Below are 14,339 nucleotides of genomic sequence, written 5' to 3'. Positions count from 1 at the left end.
CTGGATAAAAACGGAGTTAAGGCAAAAGACGAGCCGGCAACAGGCGCATCAGCTGCGTATCGAACCAGGCCACAAAGGCCGGCGATGGCGCAGCATCGACCGCCAGGTACCACCAATCGGCGGCGGCGAAGGCACGGCACTTCACCGCGTCCTTTTCGGTCATCACCAACGGCAATGACGGTGTGAAATTCAAGGCCTGCACGCTGTATTCGGCGTGGTCGGCAAACGCATGCGGGACTGGCTGCCAGTGTAGCGTTTCGAGGGTTGTGAAGAAACGCCGCGGATTACCGATCCCGGCCACGGCGTGCAGCGCCTGGCCTGCGGGAAAGTGATCGAGGGAACGCCGTTCGCCACTTTGCAGATTGATCAATTCGGTGGGTTGAAGCTGGAAGGCAAAACCGCCGTCGCGATCGGCATCGGCACCGTTGTAGAGCACCGCGTCGACGCTTTGCAGGCGCTCGACCGGTTCGCGCAACGGCCCGGCGGGCAGGCAACGCTGGTTGCCCAGGCCTCGGGCGGCATCGATCAGCACCAGTTCAAGATCGCGGGCCAGACGGTAATGCTGCATGCCGTCGTCGGACAGGATCAGGTCCAGTGGCTCACTCGCCAGCAGGGCTTTGACGGCGCTGCTGCGGTCCGGGTCGATCATCAACGGAATGCCGGTGCGCTGGACGATCAATAGCGGTTCGTCACCTGCGATATCGGCGCTTTGATCCGCCTCGACTCGCCAAGGCAGTTGCGGCGGTTTGGCGCCGTAACCCCGGCTGACCACGCCGACCCGCAAACCGCTGCGCTGGCAGTGCTGGATCATCCAGAGAATCAGCGGCGTCTTGCCGGTGCCGCCGACGGTGATATTACCGACCACGATCAGCGGCACCGGCGGTTGATAGATCTCGCCCTCACCCGCCAGAAAACGCTTGCGCTTGTTATTGACCACGCGCCGATACAGCCACTCCAGCGGCTGCAACAGCTTCAGGGCCGGATGACCTTGGTACCACGCGGCGAGCAAGCGATCGGACATGGCCATCAGGGCGCGGGCGGCGCCGCCTCGACAGTGGTCATGCGCAGGTGACTGAAACCGAGTTTACCGGCGGCGTCCATAGCGGTAATGACCGACTGATGCTGAGTCTTGCCATCAGCGCTGATGGACAGCGGCAGGTTGGTGTCGCCACTGGATTCTTTCTGCAGCGCGTCCATCAGGGTGGCCAGATCGTTTTTCGACAACAATTGGTTGTTAACCGAGAATACGCCCTCGGCGCTGATGGCAACGTCCAGATGCTTGACCTGCTGGTCTTCGGCAGGCGAACCGCTGACAGCTTCCGGCAGATCGACGCGCAATTGGGTTTCACGGGTAAACGTGGTGGTGACAACGAAAAACAGCAGCAGGATGAACACTACGTCGATCAGCGACGCGAGGTTGATATCCACATTCTCCCGTTGCTTGCGGCGGAATTTCACGCTTTGCCCCCATTCAGGTCAACATCACGATCGCCCTGTACCACTTCGACCAGTTTGATCGCTTCCTGCTCCATGCCCACCACCAGTTCATCGATCCGGCGTTGCAGGAAACGGTGGAAGAATACCGACGGGATACCAACCATCAGGCCTGCAGCGGTGGTTATCAGCGCCTTGGAGATACCACCGGCCAAAACGGCGGCGTTGGTGGTCATGCCCGACCCCATGAATGCGCTGAAGATATCGATCATGCCCAATACCGTCCCCAACAGCCCCAGCAACGGGGCCATGGCGGCGATGGTGCCCAACGCGTTGATATAGCGTTCGAGCTCGTGAATCACTCGCGCGGCGGCCTCTTCGATGCACTCTTTCATGATCTCGCGACCATGCCTGGAGTTGGCCAGGCCAGCAGCCAGGATCTCGCCCAACGGCGAGTTGGCGCGCAGTTCCTTGAGTTTGTCTTTATTGAGTTGTTTGTCCTTGATCCAGACCCAGACCTGCCCGAGCAAATGCTCCGGGGTCACACGGCTGGCTCGCAGGGTCCAGAGACGTTCGGCGACGATCGCCATGGCTGCGATGGAACTCAGAATGATCGGTATCATCATCCATCCGCCGGATTTGACCAATTCCCACACAGTGATAGTCCCCTCGAAAAAGTGCGCCACTCTAACATAGGGGGTCGGCGCACCGAAAACCGCGATGTCGCATCCGGTCGAGCGTTAATCACTCGGAGTCATTGCGCAGAGCGCCAGAAACGCCGTTCTTGACGCATCGTCCATGGCGGCTTGAAGCGTCCCAGTTGCAGACGGATGGCACCCTGCTCGGCGCTGTCATGGATCGATATGCCGCGCTTTCGATAGCGCGCCATGATCGTGGGATGGGGATGACCGAATGAATTGCCCTGACCGCGGGAGATCAACACCGCTTGGGGCTGCAACGCGGCAAGCAACGCCATCGATGACGAACTGCGACTGCCGTGGTGCGGCGCCTGCAACCAATCGGTGGTGACGGCCAGTGGACTGTCGAGCAGCGCCCGCTCGGCTGCGGCATCTATATCACCGGTCAATAACAGACGCTCACCGTTGGCTTCTATCTGCAGGACGCAGGATTTTTGATTGCTGTCGCTGGCCGAAGACCATTGCCAGAGCTGGAACCTCACATCATCCCAGATCCATTGCTTGCCACTCTCGCAGCCTTCTGCCTGCAACTCGGCCGGCAGCGCCAGGGGATCGCCACTGACCACCCGTTTCACCGGCAGGCCATTGGCAACGGCCCGGGCGCCGCCCGCATGATCGGCGTCGGCATGGCTGATCAGCATCAAATCGAGTCCATTCACGCCCAGCTTGCGTAATGTCGGCAGCACCACCCGCTCACCCAGGTCGAAATCGCCGAAACGTGGCCCGGTGTCATATAACAGTGCGTGATGACGGGTGCGCACCAGGATTGCCAAACCCTGGCCGACATCCAGCTGCCAGACTTCGGCGATGCCTTCAGGCAAGACCTGCCTGGGTGGAAAAACCAGCAACAGCAGCATCGGCCAACCCAACGAGCGAAACGGCACACCTCGAGGTATCAATAGTAGAAAGGCACCGAGTGTGCCGAGTGCCCATATCCACAACGGGATGGCCACCGGCACCCACGCGGGCAAGCACCCGGCCATCAGCGTCAGGCCCTTGAACAAGAGGTCGATCAAACCTCCTGCCAACCACAGCAACCCTTCGCCCACGTAAGGAAGGGGTAAAAGCAACGTACCCAGCAGTGCCGGAGGCAGCACCACCAGACTGATCCACGGCACCGCGAGCAAATTGGCCACCGGCCCGCTGAGACTGATCGGCAACCCGAGCACCAGCAGCAACGGGCACAGACCAATCGCGATCAGCCATTGGGCGCGGGTCCACGTTTGCCACCAACGCCATGGGCCCAGCCGACCACCGAAGGTGAAGATCAACACCGCCACCGCCGCGAACGACAGCCAAAAACCCGGTTGCAGACTCGCCAGCGGATCCAGCAGCAAAACACCGTCGAGCGCCAGCAACAGCGGCCACCAGGCGCCGAGGTGACGAAATCGCAGGCGCCACAACAGCACCAGACCGATCATCATGCAGGCCCGCCGCACCGGCACCTCGAAACCGGCCAGCAGCCCATAACCGAGAGCGGCCGCGAACGCCAGTCCACAGGCCCACGGCAGCCAAGGCAAGCGTTTCGGCCACAGGCCATAACGGGCCAGCCCGGCGATCAACAGATACACCAGCCCTGCCAACAACCCGATGTGTTGTCCGGAAATCACCAACAGATGGACGGTGCCGGTGTCTTGCAGCACCTCCCAGTCTTCGCGACTCAGTCCGGCGCCGTCCCCCAGCACCAACGCCGTCAGCGCACCCGTTCGCCCCTGGGCATCCACGGCCTGCAAGCGCTGACGGATGCCGTCGCGCCAAGCCCATTGGGCTTCCTTGAGTCGCTGGCCATCCTTGACCGTCCCGGTAGCGCCGATACGTTGCGCCAACAGCCAGGCGTCGTAATCGAAGGCATGGGGATTAAGCAGCCCCGCAGGACGCTTCAACTTGACCGCCAGTCGCCAATGTTCGCCGCTGTTGACCGGCGGCCCGTCATACCAGGCCAGGCGTATCCGTTGCGGCACCTTGCCGTGTCGCGACCGGGCGTCCGCCAACTCGAAACGCACGACGGCCTCATTGTTCTGGGGCAATCCCGTCACCCGACCTTCGACCCAACGGGTTTCGCCATCGAGGCTCATCGGCAGCCGATCATCCAGCGCCCACTGTGCATTCGCGCCTGCCCAACTGAAGCCGAACAGGAAAAATGCCAGTGGATAGCTGCGAAACGGCAGCAACATCAAACCGATTACCGGCAGCAACATCCATAACCAGACCGGCGGTAATACCGGTAAAAAACGCAGGATCAACAGACCCAACGCCAGCGCCATCATCCCTGTGCGCATACGCCCGTCCTTGAGAGTCCCCTCCTAGGCATAGCCGGCTAATCGCACAGGCATCGTTATTAATTGTCACAAAGTCTGAATGGGCGGTGCATAGAATCCAGACATACTTGCCGCCTTAACCGACCGAGAAGCCTTATGCCCCGGCGCTTATTCAAACGTTACATGCCAGACCCGACCAGCATCAAGGAACACAAATCCTTACGCTTTCTCGGCACCCTGCTGCATGACCCGAACCTCTGGCACCTCAACCGCCATTCCGTCGCACGAGCCATGGCGGTTGGTCTGTTCGCGGCGTTCCTGCCGATTCCGTTGCAGATGCTGGTCGCCGCCATTCTCGCCATCATGGTGCGCGGCAACATGCCGATTGCGGTCAGCCTGGTCTGGCTGACCAACCCGATCACCATGCCGGCGGTGTTCTTCTGCACTTACCAGACCGGTGCCTGGCTGATGGACGTTCCCACCCGCCATTTGCCGGACGAATTGACCTGGGAATGGATCAGCGGCGAACTCTCGACTCTTTGGCAGCCGTTTTTACTCGGCTCGGTGGTGACGGGACTGGTGCTCGGCGCACTCGCCTATTGCCTGACCATGATGTATTGGCGCTGGTGGGTCGGGCGGCAGTGGCGGCGACGCCAGAAAAGACGGATGCAGTGAACGCAAAACGGCCTCCACTTGGGAGGCCGTTTGTTTTTGCGGTGTTTGGACTGACGCCTTCGCGAGCAAGCCCGCTCCCACAGGGGATCTTCGTTACGACATAGATCCAGTGTGGGAGCGGGCTTGCTCCGGGCGGCGTTCCGACGAAGCAGGCGACTCGGGGTCCCTTAAGTACGCATCCCGCGACCGCTGACCAGCAGTCGTGCGCAACCGATGTACAACACAACAGTTGCCACCAGCATGAAGGTGATCGCCACGCTGATCCTGATGTCCGAAACGCCAAGAATGCCGTAACGGAACGCGTTGACCATGTGCAGCACCGGGTTGGCCAGGGACACGGTCTGCCAGAACGGTGGCAGCAAGGAGATCGAGTAGAACACCCCGCCCAGGTAGGTCAGCGGTGTCAGCACAAACGTCGGGATTATCGAGATGTCATCGAAGTTGCGCGCAAACACGGCGTTGATGAAGCCCAGCAGCGAGAAGATCGTCGCCGTCAGTACCACCACCAGAATGGTCACGCCCAGGTGATGCACCTGCAATTGGGTAAAGAACAGCGACAGCAGGGTCACGATGACCCCGACCATCAAGCCACGCAGCACGCCGCCCAGGGTGTAGCCGATCAGAATCGTATGCGGCGACACGGGCGACACCATCAATTCTTCGATGGAACGCTGGAACTTGCTGCCGAAGAAACTCGAGACCACATTGCCGTAGGAGTTGGTGATCACCGACATCATGATCAGCCCCGGCACGATGTACTCCATGTAGGTGAAACCACCCATGTCACCGATCTGCCGGCCGATCAGATTGCCGAAGATCACGAAGTACAGAACCATGGTGATGGCCGGCGGCAGCAGCGTCTGCGGCCAGATCCGGGTAAAGCGTTTGACCTCTCGGTAAACGATGGTGTTGAGGGCAACGAGGTTGGGTTGCAGCTCGGAACTCATACCGCCACCTTCGACAGATTTTTCTCCACCAGGGACACGAACAACTCCTCGAGGCGATTGGTTTTGTTACGCAGGCTCAACACTTCGATGTCCTGCTGCGCCAATTGGGTGAACAGCGCGGTGATGCCCATGGCCTTGTCGACCTGAACTTCGATGGTGTGGCTGTCGAGCAGCTTGGTCGGGTAACCGAGCAACGGCGGCGCGGTTTGCAAAGTGTTTTTGAGGTCGAGCAGGAACGTTTCCACATGCAGTTGGCCGAGCAACTGTTTCATGCTGGTGTTCTCGACGATGGTGCCGTGGTCGATGATGCCGATGTTGCGGCACAACTGCTCAGCCTCTTCCAGGTAGTGGGTGGTGAGGATGATGGTGATGCCTTTCTTGTTCAGCTCGGTGAGGAACGTCCACATCGAGCGACGCAGTTCGATGTCCACACCCGCCGTCGGTTCGTCGAGGATCAGCAGGCGCGGTTCGTGAACCAGCGCACGGGCGATCATCAGTCGACGCTTCATGCCGCCAGACAGTGAACGCGACGGCGTATCGCGCTTGTCCCACAGACCGAGCTGGGTCAGGTACTGCTCGGCGCGTTCCTTGGCGATTTTCGGTGGGATGCCGTAATAACCGGCCTGGGTCACGACGATATCGAAGGTTTTTTCGAACTGGTTGAAGTTGAATTCCTGAGGCACTACGCCGATGGAGCGCTTGAGCTGCGCAGGATTCTTGTCCAGGTCGTGACCGAAGATATTCACCGTCCCGCTGGTCTTGTTCACCAGGGTCGAGAGGATGCCGATGGTGGTGGATTTGCCGGCGCCGTTAGGGCCGAGCAAGGCGAAAAAGTCACCTTCGGCGACGTCCAGATCGATACCACTCAAGGCCTGGAAACCGTTGCCGTAGGTTTTGGTTAGCTGCCGGATGGACAGAGCGGAACTCATATCGGATTTACGCACCAAGAAGGGAAGAAAGGGACAAATAAGGGCGGGCGGCGACTAATACAACCGCGGCGCACGAGCGCAATGGTGCTTGTCGCCGCCACACAAGTACAGTCAAGTGTGTCGATAGTGAGTATTAAGTCAACGCGGTCATAACCGCTTTCTGATACGCCGGACGCTGTTTCAGGCGTGCATACCAGGCTTGCAGATGAGGCTGCGGTGCGCGCTCGATCGGCATCTCGAACCAGGCATAAATGAAGCTGCCCAGAGGAATGTCGCCCATGCCGATCTCATCGCCGGACAGGTACGGTTGGGTCGCCAGCGCCTGATCAGCCATGGACAGCAGGCCATCGCACTCCTTGATCGCCGCGTTGATGGCCGGCCAGTCCTGCTTGTCTTCCGGGGTGCGCAATACGCCCCAGAACACCGTGCGGAACGGCCCGGCAAAACTTGAAGTGGTCCAGTCCATCCACTTGTCGGCAGAAGCCCTCGCCTGCAGATCTTCTGGATACCAGGCGGTGCCGTTGGCGTGGCGAGCCATCAAGTAACGCACGATGGCGTTGGATTCCCACAGCACGAAACCCTCGTCTTCAATTACCGGCACGCGACCATTGGGGTTCATCGCGCGGTACTCCGGCGTATCGACTACACCAAAGGCGCCGCCCGCATCGATGGCTTCATAAGCCAGGCCCAGCTCCTCGGCGGCCCACAAAGGTTTTCTGACATTCGACGAGTTTTTCCGACCCCAGATCTTCAGCATGACCGCCTCTTTATGGATGAATGCGCAGGCAGCATACGCCGGATCAGGCGCGACTCAAATCGCTCTGCATGTCACCCAGCAGCACGGGCAGTGTGTCGCTGAACAGATGCGGATAGCACTTCTCCAGGTGCTCGAAAAAGAACGCTTCAGGCACGTCGGCGAACTGGCCGTGGTCGATCAGGTATTCCATCAATTGCTCGCCGTCGCGATTGAACGGATGGAAAACGCTGTCGTTGATGCCGTCGAATTCCAGTGGTGCGACATTGAACAGTTCGCACAAGCCTTGGTTGAACGCTGGCGTGGCTTTGACCCAGCGATCGTTCAGATACAGCTCCGTATAGCCGTGCATGGCGAACACATCGCTCTTGAGCAAATCGAGCAACCGTGGCGTCGACAAATGATTGCGCACATCCGCCAGACCGATCCGCGCGGGAATCCCGCAATGCCGGGCTGCACCTGCCAGCAGCGTGGCTTTGGGTACGCAATAACTCTCCCCCACCGCCAACGCATAACTGCCGCACAAGGTGCCCGGGGCGCGACTGAAGGTGTAAGGGTTGTAACGCACGGCTTCGCGCACGGCGTAATAGAGATTGATCGCCTGCTCTAGAGGATCGCGACGGCTGCCGCGATGTTTTTCGGCGAACTCCACCACCGACGGGTGGTCACTATCGATGAAGCGGCCGGGACTCAGATACTCGTGCATGAGAACAATCTCCTGGGGAAGCCACGAGTCTAGCGACACGTTCAGCACAGAGATAACGACGTTTCGGCCAAACATGGACGCTTTGCCGCCCGCCCAACGAACGATTTCCGAGGCCGGTTGCCCACCATGCCTACAAAACTCATTCATGGTTTCCCACGAATTCAATCACATCGCTCTGACCACCCTGTTTTACGGATGCCGTCTAAGCTCTGAAAGTTGGTTTTGCCCTGGTTTCACGGAGGATTAAATATGCTGCTGTTGTGGATACTGGTTCTGGTTGTCGGGATTGCTTATTTAGCCCACCGTCGTATCGCCCCGCTGCCCGCCCTGTGCGTCGTTGCCGTTTACGTGGTGGCGATGGGTGCTTTCAGCCGCGCTTCAGGCTGGTTGCTGCTGGTTCTGTGGGTGTTGATCGCGGTTGTCGCAGCGCCCTTGTTATTACCCGACCTGCGCCGCAAATACTTCAGCGCGCCGCTGTTCAGTTGGTTCCAGAAAACCCTGCCGCCGATGTCGCAAACCGAGCGCGATGCAATCGATGCCGGCACGGTGTGGTGGGACGGCGAACTGTTCAGCGGTCGCCCGGACTGGAAAAAACTGCTGTCCTATCCAAAAGCACAGCTGAGCGAAGAGGAACAGGCCTTTATCGACGGCCCGACCGAAGAACTCTGCGCCATGGTCAGCGACTGGCAGATCGGTCAAACCATGGACCTGCCTCCCGAAGCCTGGGCCTACATCAAGGAAAACGGCTTCTTCGCCCTGATCATTCCCAAGGAGTTTGGCGGCAAAGGTTTCTCCGCCTATGCCCACTCCCAGGTGGCGATGAAACTGGCGACCCGCAGCGGCGACCTTGCTTCTACCGTGATGGTCCCCAATTCCCTCGGCCCGGCCGAACTGCTGCTGCATTACGGCACCGACGAGCAACGCAACCACTACCTGCCACGACTGGCGCACGGCGATGACATCCCGTGCTTCGCACTGACCGGCCCCCTGGCCGGCTCCGATGCCGGCTCCATGCCCGACACCGGGGTGATCTGCAAAGGTGAATGGGAAGGCAAGGAAACCTTGGGCCTGCGTCTGAACTGGGAGAAGCGTTACATCACGCTGGGACCGGTCGCCACCCTGCTCGGCCTCGCGTTCAAGGCCTACGACCCGGATCACCTGCTGGGTGAGGAGGAAGACCTGGGGATCAGCCTGGCGTTGATCCCGACCGATACCGCCGGTGTTGAAATCGGCCGTCGCCACTTGCCGTTGGGCGCGTCATTCATGAACGGCCCGAACTCCGGCAAAGATGTATTCGTACCGTTGGAGTTCCTCATCGGCGGCCAGGAAATGATCGGCAAAGGCTGGATGATGCTGATGAACTGCCTGTCGGTCGGGCGTTCGATTTCGTTGCCAGCGGTCGGCACCGGTGCCGCCAAGTTCACCAGTCTGGTGACCGGCCAGTACGCTCAGGTCCGTGAACAATTCAATGTCCCACTGTCAGCCTTCGAAGGTATTCAGGAAGCGATGGCCCGTATCGGCGGCAACGCCTGGATGATGGACGCGGCGCGGATGCTCACGGCCAATGCGGTGGATTTGGGCGAGAAACCGTCGGTGCTGTCGGCGATACTCAAGTACCACCTCACTGAACGCGGCCGCGAGTGCATCAGCCACGCCATGGATGTTCATGGCGGCAAGGCAATCATCATGGGGCCGAACAACTACCTCGGTCGCAGCTGGAACGGCGCGCCGATTTTCATCACCGTGGAAGGCGCGAACATTCTCTCGCGCAACCTGATGATCTTCGGTCAGGGTGCGATTCGCTGCCATCCATTCGTGCTTAAGGAAATGGCCCTCGCCGGTCGTGAAGACAAGGACCAGGCCCTCACCGAATTTGATGGCCTGCTGCTCAAGCACATCGGTTTCGCCGTGAGTAACGCCGCCAGCACGCTGGTGCTGAACCTTGGCTTCGGTCACTTCGAACACGCGCCAGGCGACAAGCTCAGCCAGGGTTACTTCCGCGCCCTCAATCGCCAGGCTGCTGCGTTCGCCATGCTCGCCGACCTGAGCATGATGCTGCTGGGTGGCGAATTGAAACGACGCGAACGTCTGTCGGCACGTCTGGGGGATGTGCTCAGTAACATGTACCTCGCCTCCGCCGCACTCAAGCGTTACCACGACCTCGATTCACCGGAGCACATGGCGCCGCTGTTTACCTGGGCCATGGAAGAAAGCCTGGGTCAGTCGGAACGAGCGCTGGATGAACTGCTGACCAACTTCCCGAACAAGGTATTGGGTTGCCTGTTGCGGGTGATCGTGTTCCCGTTCGGCCGTCGTCATAAAGGGCCGTCGGACAAACTCGGCGCCGAAGTGGCGGCGGTGATCGGTCGCGCCAAGGGCGATCCGACCCTGGAAGAGTTGCTCGGCGGTTGCTACCGGCCGCAATCCACTGATGACCCGGTCGGCGCCCTGCAACATGCGTGTAACCTGCTGAGTGCCGCGCAACCGCTGCGCAAAAAGCTTCATATCGCGCTCAAAAGCGGTCAGGTCAAACCGGTCGCCGGGGAACACGTCATCGATGCAGCGCTTGAGGCTGGCGTGTTGCAGCCCGTGGAAGCGCAGACCCTGCGGGACGCCGAAGCGGCGCGGCGCAAGGTGATTGATGTCGATGATTTCGACAAAGAGGAACTGGCGCTGGCGCAAGGAAAGGTCCGCTGATCCAGCCAGCCATGTCTCTCTACCATGCAAAAAAGGCGCAGGCGCTTTATACTCCCGCGCCCGTTTTGCTCTTGAGGACTTATCTCGTGTCCAATGTCGTTGCCGATCATCTTGTCTTGCTCGACCACCTGCGCAGCATCCTGGTCGCCGTAGGTGAGGCCGAACAGGTTCCCGAAGAAAGCCATGCCTTGTTCCTGGAGCGCTTCGACGAACTGCGTGCGTTGCTGCCGGTCGACCCGATCGAAAGCCAATACCTGGGCCAGGACATTCTGTGCCAGGTGATCACCCGCTACCCGCAAATCGCCCACCTGGTACCACGCGACCTGCTGTGGTACTTCGCCGGTGACTGTCTGCATTACATGCCCGACGATGAAATCGACTTGTACCAGGCGCTGGAAGAACGTCGTTTCGAAGCTGAAAAAAACGACGAACCTTTCGACTGGAACCAGGAAAAACAGCTGCTGGCGATGTCGAAAGACGACAGCAAGCACTGATCCTCGGTCAGAAATGCAAAGGCCCGCATGGTTGAACATGTGGGCCTTTTTTTTGCCGGGTGATGGGGTGTTTGGGCGGACGCCTTCGCGAGCAAGCCCGCTCCCACATTTGGTTTGTGTACGCCGCCGATCAAGTATGGGAGCGGGCTTGCTCGCGAAAAAGCCCGTCAAAGCAACCCATCACTCTCGGGCAACTCATACTCTGCCGCGCCCCTGCCCAATGCATTAGGCTTACCCGGCTTGCTCAGGGTCGGTTCCTTCTCCAGGCACTCCACCAGATAGTCGATCAGTACCCGTAGCTTCGGTGGCAAATAACGGGTCGGCGAATGCAGCAACCAGGCGCCGCCGTGGTAAGAAGCCAGAAAGGTCCAGTCCGGCAACACCTGCACGATCAGCCCCTGCTCCAGCGCATAACGTGCGGTGAAGTACGGCAGGCTGCCAATCCCGATGTGCTGCAACACTGCGCCCAACCGCACGCCGGTGTGATTGGCCGCATACCGTCCGCGCACGCCAACGGTGACAGCCTTGGTGCCTTTCTTGAATTTCCAGCGTGCATCGCTCGGGGTTTCGCCCAGGTAGATGCAGCTGTGGTTGAGCAAGTCGTGGGGATGGGTCGGCGTGCCGTGTTCGGCCAGGTATTGCGGCGTTGCACAGAGCAAATGATCGATGGTCAGCAATTGCCGCCCGACCAGTCCGGCAGGCGGCCGATCTGTAATACGAATCGCCAGATCAACGTTGTCGTCGATCAAATCCACCTGGCGGTCCTCAAGCAACAGTTCCACATCCACTTTGGGATAACGACGCAAAAATTCCGGCATATGCGGATGAATCACGAAACGCCCCACCGCCTTCGGCACACTGACGCGCACCAGTCCTTCCGCTTCATGGGTGAATTGGCCACTGATTTCCATTACCGACTTGGCTGCGCTGACCATCTCCTGGCAACGCTTGAACACCTCTTCCCCACCGTCGCTCAAGCGCAACTTGCGCGTGGTTCGCTGCAGTAAACGGGTGGCGAGCGCCTTCTCCAGGCGCGAAATGCTTCGACTGACCGCCGAGGGGGAGGAACCCAACTGTCGAGCAGCCTCGGAGAAGCTGCCAGTCTCGACAACCTTGACGAAGATCGCCATTTCACCGAGCAGCGGTAGTGGAAGATTTATGCTCACAGCGCAACAGTCCTTTGATGTTTTAACGGATTATCACGCAATTCCACGCTTCATATAATAAAAAATAGAATAGTTAATAAGGGCATGGAATATGACGCTTCGCCTCTTTTTCCATAGTGATGACCTCAAGGCCAATGTGGAAGTCCTGGATTGCACGCCCCACGAGAACGAATTTGCCGTGGTGCTGCGCGCCACGTTGTTTCATCCCCAAGGCGGTGGCCAGCCCTTTGACACCGGCTGGATCGGCGAAAGCCGGGTGCTGCGCGTGGTTCAGGATCCGGACCGGATCATTCATTTCGTCGACCATCCGGTAAAACCGGGCATGACTCAGATTCGGGTCGACGAACAACGCCGCCAGTTCAATTCACGAATGCATTCCGCCGGCCACCTGATCGGCCACTTTGTTCAGGCGCTAGGGTGGATGCCGATCAAGGCTCATCACTGGCCGGGCGAAGGACGCGTGCAATTCAAGCCGGCAGAGTCGGCAAAAGAGGTTGATGCCGAGATGATTCAGCACGGTATCGAGCAGTGGATCGCCCATGATTTGCCGCGCCTGACGTCGATGCGTGAAGGTGCCCGGGAAATCGGTTTCGGTGAACTGCCCGCCTACGGCTGCGGCGGCACCCATGTACGTAGCCTGAAGGATTTGGGCACGGTCACGATCGCTTCCCTTTCACTGAAGAAGGGAACGCTGTCAGTCCACTACAGCGTGGATTGAGCATTTGGGCGATGCCGTTCCTGTCATCGCCTGACGCCGGGGGAACCTGCGGTCGCGGGTTCTGTTGACTATCTGATAGATGGACCTAAGACATGATGCTTGACGTCGAGCGTCTCGATGAGACGTGCATAAAAAAACTAGCCAACGAAGAAGTCCTCGCCATCCGCGTCAAAGGCTTGTTGCCCAAGCCACTGGCGATTCAGATTGGCGACAAGATCCTCGCCCCTGGCTTCGAAGGCTATATCAATGCGCCGAGCATCGGTCGCATCGGCATGGCGTTTTATGAAGCGGAAAACCAGCCGCTGCTGATCGAAGATTATTTCGAACGCGCCACCCGCAACATTGCGGAATTGCGCAACCGGTGTGCGCCCTATTCGTCCCCCGTCGACACCCTGCGCTGCATGCTCGACGAGTCCTGGCCGGCGGGTGCGCACCTGGAAAATCTCTACGGTCGCAAGATGTATGTCGGGCTGTCCCGGGTGGTGAAACCCGGGATCTGTTTTCTGGCCCACCACGACATTTTCGCCAAGGACGCCCCGGACAGTTACCAGGCCAAAAGCCTGGAAGCGCAGTTCGCCTGCAATGTTTACCTGAACATGCCCGCCGAGGGCGGTGCACTGCAGATGTGGGACCACGACATCTCTCCGGACCAGTTCGACGAAATGCGTGGCGACAGTTACGGAATCGATCCGGCTCTGCTCGGGACTCCGACCCTGGAGATTCTTCCCGAGCCCGGTGATTTCATCATGTTCAATTCGCGCTGCATGCACTCGGTGACACCGGGTGTGGCTGATCCGCGCTTGAGCCTTTCGTTCTTTGTCGGCTATCGCGGCAATGCATCACCCCTTACTTTCTGGAGTTGA

The 14,339-nt window shown here is 59.4% G+C and carries 14 protein-coding genes; 5 read left to right on the top strand and 9 right to left on the bottom strand.

Features of this window, described 5'->3' with window-relative positions; translation table 11 throughout:
- Positions 1-16 precede the first annotated feature (16 nt).
- From lpxK to ACMXYH_RS08535, 4 genes are all read right to left on the bottom strand, one after another.
- Positions 17-1,027 (bottom strand): tetraacyldisaccharide 4'-kinase, encoded by a 1,011-nt coding sequence (lpxK, locus tag ACMXYH_RS08550; RefSeq protein ID WP_415766828.1) that lies wholly within the window; start codon positions 1,025-1,027, stop codon positions 17-19.
- Entirely contained in the window at positions 1,027-1,458 is a 432-nt protein-coding gene (locus tag ACMXYH_RS08545; protein WP_046049060.1) for an ExbD/TolR family protein, read from the bottom strand. Before ACMXYH_RS08545 ends, lpxK begins: the two co-directional genes overlap by 1 nt.
- A complete protein-coding gene (locus ACMXYH_RS08540; RefSeq protein WP_046049059.1) occupies positions 1,455-2,090 on the bottom strand; it encodes a MotA/TolQ/ExbB proton channel family protein in 636 nt (211 codons plus the stop codon). Before ACMXYH_RS08540 ends, ACMXYH_RS08545 begins: the two co-directional genes overlap by 4 nt.
- Positions 2,091-2,188: 98 nt before the next feature.
- Positions 2,189-4,411, bottom strand: coding sequence for a DNA internalization-related competence protein ComEC/Rec2 (locus ACMXYH_RS08535; RefSeq protein ID WP_415766827.1), 2,223 nt, complete (start codon positions 4,409-4,411; stop codon positions 2,189-2,191).
- A 135-nt stretch (positions 4,412-4,546) separates the two neighbouring features.
- On the opposite strand from ACMXYH_RS08535, the gene ACMXYH_RS08530 reads away from it, so the two are divergent.
- Positions 4,547-5,065, top strand: coding sequence for a DUF2062 domain-containing protein (locus ACMXYH_RS08530; RefSeq protein ID WP_129437482.1), 519 nt, complete (start codon positions 4,547-4,549; stop codon positions 5,063-5,065).
- Between the two features lie 167 nt (positions 5,066-5,232).
- Here the strand turns inward: ACMXYH_RS08530 and ACMXYH_RS08525 are convergent, their stop codons facing one another.
- From ACMXYH_RS08525 to ACMXYH_RS08510, 4 genes are all read right to left on the bottom strand, one after another.
- Positions 5,233-6,012: an ABC transporter permease gene (locus ACMXYH_RS08525; protein WP_129437484.1), complete on the bottom strand. Its 780-nt coding sequence runs from the start codon at positions 6,010-6,012 to the stop codon at positions 5,233-5,235.
- A complete protein-coding gene (locus tag ACMXYH_RS08520; protein ID WP_415766826.1) occupies positions 6,009-6,941 on the bottom strand; it encodes an ABC transporter ATP-binding protein in 933 nt (310 codons plus the stop codon). Before ACMXYH_RS08520 ends, ACMXYH_RS08525 begins: the two co-directional genes overlap by 4 nt.
- A gap of 133 nt (positions 6,942-7,074) precedes the next feature.
- Positions 7,075-7,698, bottom strand: coding sequence for a glutathione S-transferase family protein (locus ACMXYH_RS08515; protein ID WP_415757456.1), 624 nt, complete (start codon positions 7,696-7,698; stop codon positions 7,075-7,077).
- A gap of 43 nt (positions 7,699-7,741) precedes the next feature.
- The gene (locus ACMXYH_RS08510) at positions 7,742-8,401 is read right to left on the bottom strand and encodes a transglutaminase-like domain-containing protein (RefSeq protein WP_415766825.1); all 660 of its coding nucleotides are present in this window, start codon (positions 8,399-8,401) and stop codon (positions 7,742-7,744) included.
- A gap of 249 nt (positions 8,402-8,650) precedes the next feature.
- On the opposite strand from ACMXYH_RS08510, the gene ACMXYH_RS08505 reads away from it, so the two are divergent.
- A complete protein-coding gene (locus ACMXYH_RS08505) occupies positions 8,651-11,098 on the top strand; it encodes an acyl-CoA dehydrogenase (RefSeq protein ID WP_415766824.1) in 2,448 nt (815 codons plus the stop codon).
- Between the two features lie 86 nt (positions 11,099-11,184).
- Positions 11,185-11,592: a PA2817 family protein gene (locus ACMXYH_RS08500; RefSeq protein WP_415766823.1), complete on the top strand. Its 408-nt coding sequence runs from the start codon at positions 11,185-11,187 to the stop codon at positions 11,590-11,592.
- Between the two features lie 167 nt (positions 11,593-11,759).
- Here ACMXYH_RS08500 and ACMXYH_RS08495 read toward each other — a convergent pair whose 3' ends face one another.
- A complete protein-coding gene (locus ACMXYH_RS08495) occupies positions 11,760-12,758 on the bottom strand; it encodes a LysR family transcriptional regulator (protein WP_129437494.1) in 999 nt (332 codons plus the stop codon).
- 91 nt (positions 12,759-12,849) lie between these two features.
- Here ACMXYH_RS08495 and ACMXYH_RS08490 point away from each other — a divergent pair, with 91 nt between their 5' ends.
- Both ACMXYH_RS08490 and ACMXYH_RS08485 read left to right on the top strand, forming a co-directional pair.
- Complete coding sequence (locus ACMXYH_RS08490) at positions 12,850-13,476, top strand: alanyl-tRNA editing protein (RefSeq protein ID WP_129437496.1); 627 nt, start codon at positions 12,850-12,852, stop codon at positions 13,474-13,476.
- Positions 13,477-13,568: 92 nt separating this feature from the next.
- Positions 13,569-14,339, top strand: coding sequence for a 2OG-Fe(II) oxygenase (locus ACMXYH_RS08485; RefSeq protein WP_056742718.1), 771 nt, complete (start codon positions 13,569-13,571; stop codon positions 14,337-14,339).

Origin of the sequence: Pseudomonas frigoris, assembly GCF_047758635.1 — a bacterium.
Classification (GTDB): Bacteria; Pseudomonadota; Gammaproteobacteria; order Pseudomonadales; family Pseudomonadaceae; genus Aquipseudomonas; species Aquipseudomonas frigoris.
This window is presented reverse-complemented; position numbering and strand designations above follow the sequence as displayed.

Bases quoted from the DNA above. Each gene is read 5' to 3' on its own strand.
- ACMXYH_RS08515 (WP_415757456.1), bottom strand. From the start codon at position 7,698: ATGCTGAAGATCTGGGGTCGGAAAAACTCGTCGAATGTCAGAAAACCT.
- ACMXYH_RS08535 (WP_415766827.1), bottom strand. From the start codon at position 4,411: ATGCGCACAGGGATGATGGCGCTGGCGTTGGGTCTGTTGATCCTGCGT.
- ACMXYH_RS08490 (WP_129437496.1), top strand. From the start codon at position 12,850: ATGACGCTTCGCCTCTTTTTCCATAGTGATGACCTCAAGGCCAATGTG.
- ACMXYH_RS08505 (WP_415766824.1), top strand. From the start codon at position 8,651: ATGCTGCTGTTGTGGATACTGGTTCTGGTTGTCGGGATTGCTTATTTA.
- ACMXYH_RS08510 (WP_415766825.1), bottom strand. From the start codon at position 8,401: ATGCACGAGTATCTGAGTCCCGGCCGCTTCATCGATAGTGACCACCCG.
- ACMXYH_RS08525 (WP_129437484.1), bottom strand. From the start codon at position 6,012: ATGAGTTCCGAGCTGCAACCCAACCTCGTTGCCCTCAACACCATCGTT.
- ACMXYH_RS08485 (WP_056742718.1), top strand. From the start codon at position 13,569: ATGATGCTTGACGTCGAGCGTCTCGATGAGACGTGCATAAAAAAACTA.
- lpxK (WP_415766828.1), bottom strand. From the start codon at position 1,027: ATGGCCATGTCCGATCGCTTGCTCGCCGCGTGGTACCAAGGTCATCCG.
- ACMXYH_RS08520 (WP_415766826.1), bottom strand. From the start codon at position 6,941: ATGAGTTCCGCTCTGTCCATCCGGCAGCTAACCAAAACCTACGGCAAC.
- ACMXYH_RS08530 (WP_129437482.1), top strand. From the start codon at position 4,547: ATGCCCCGGCGCTTATTCAAACGTTACATGCCAGACCCGACCAGCATC.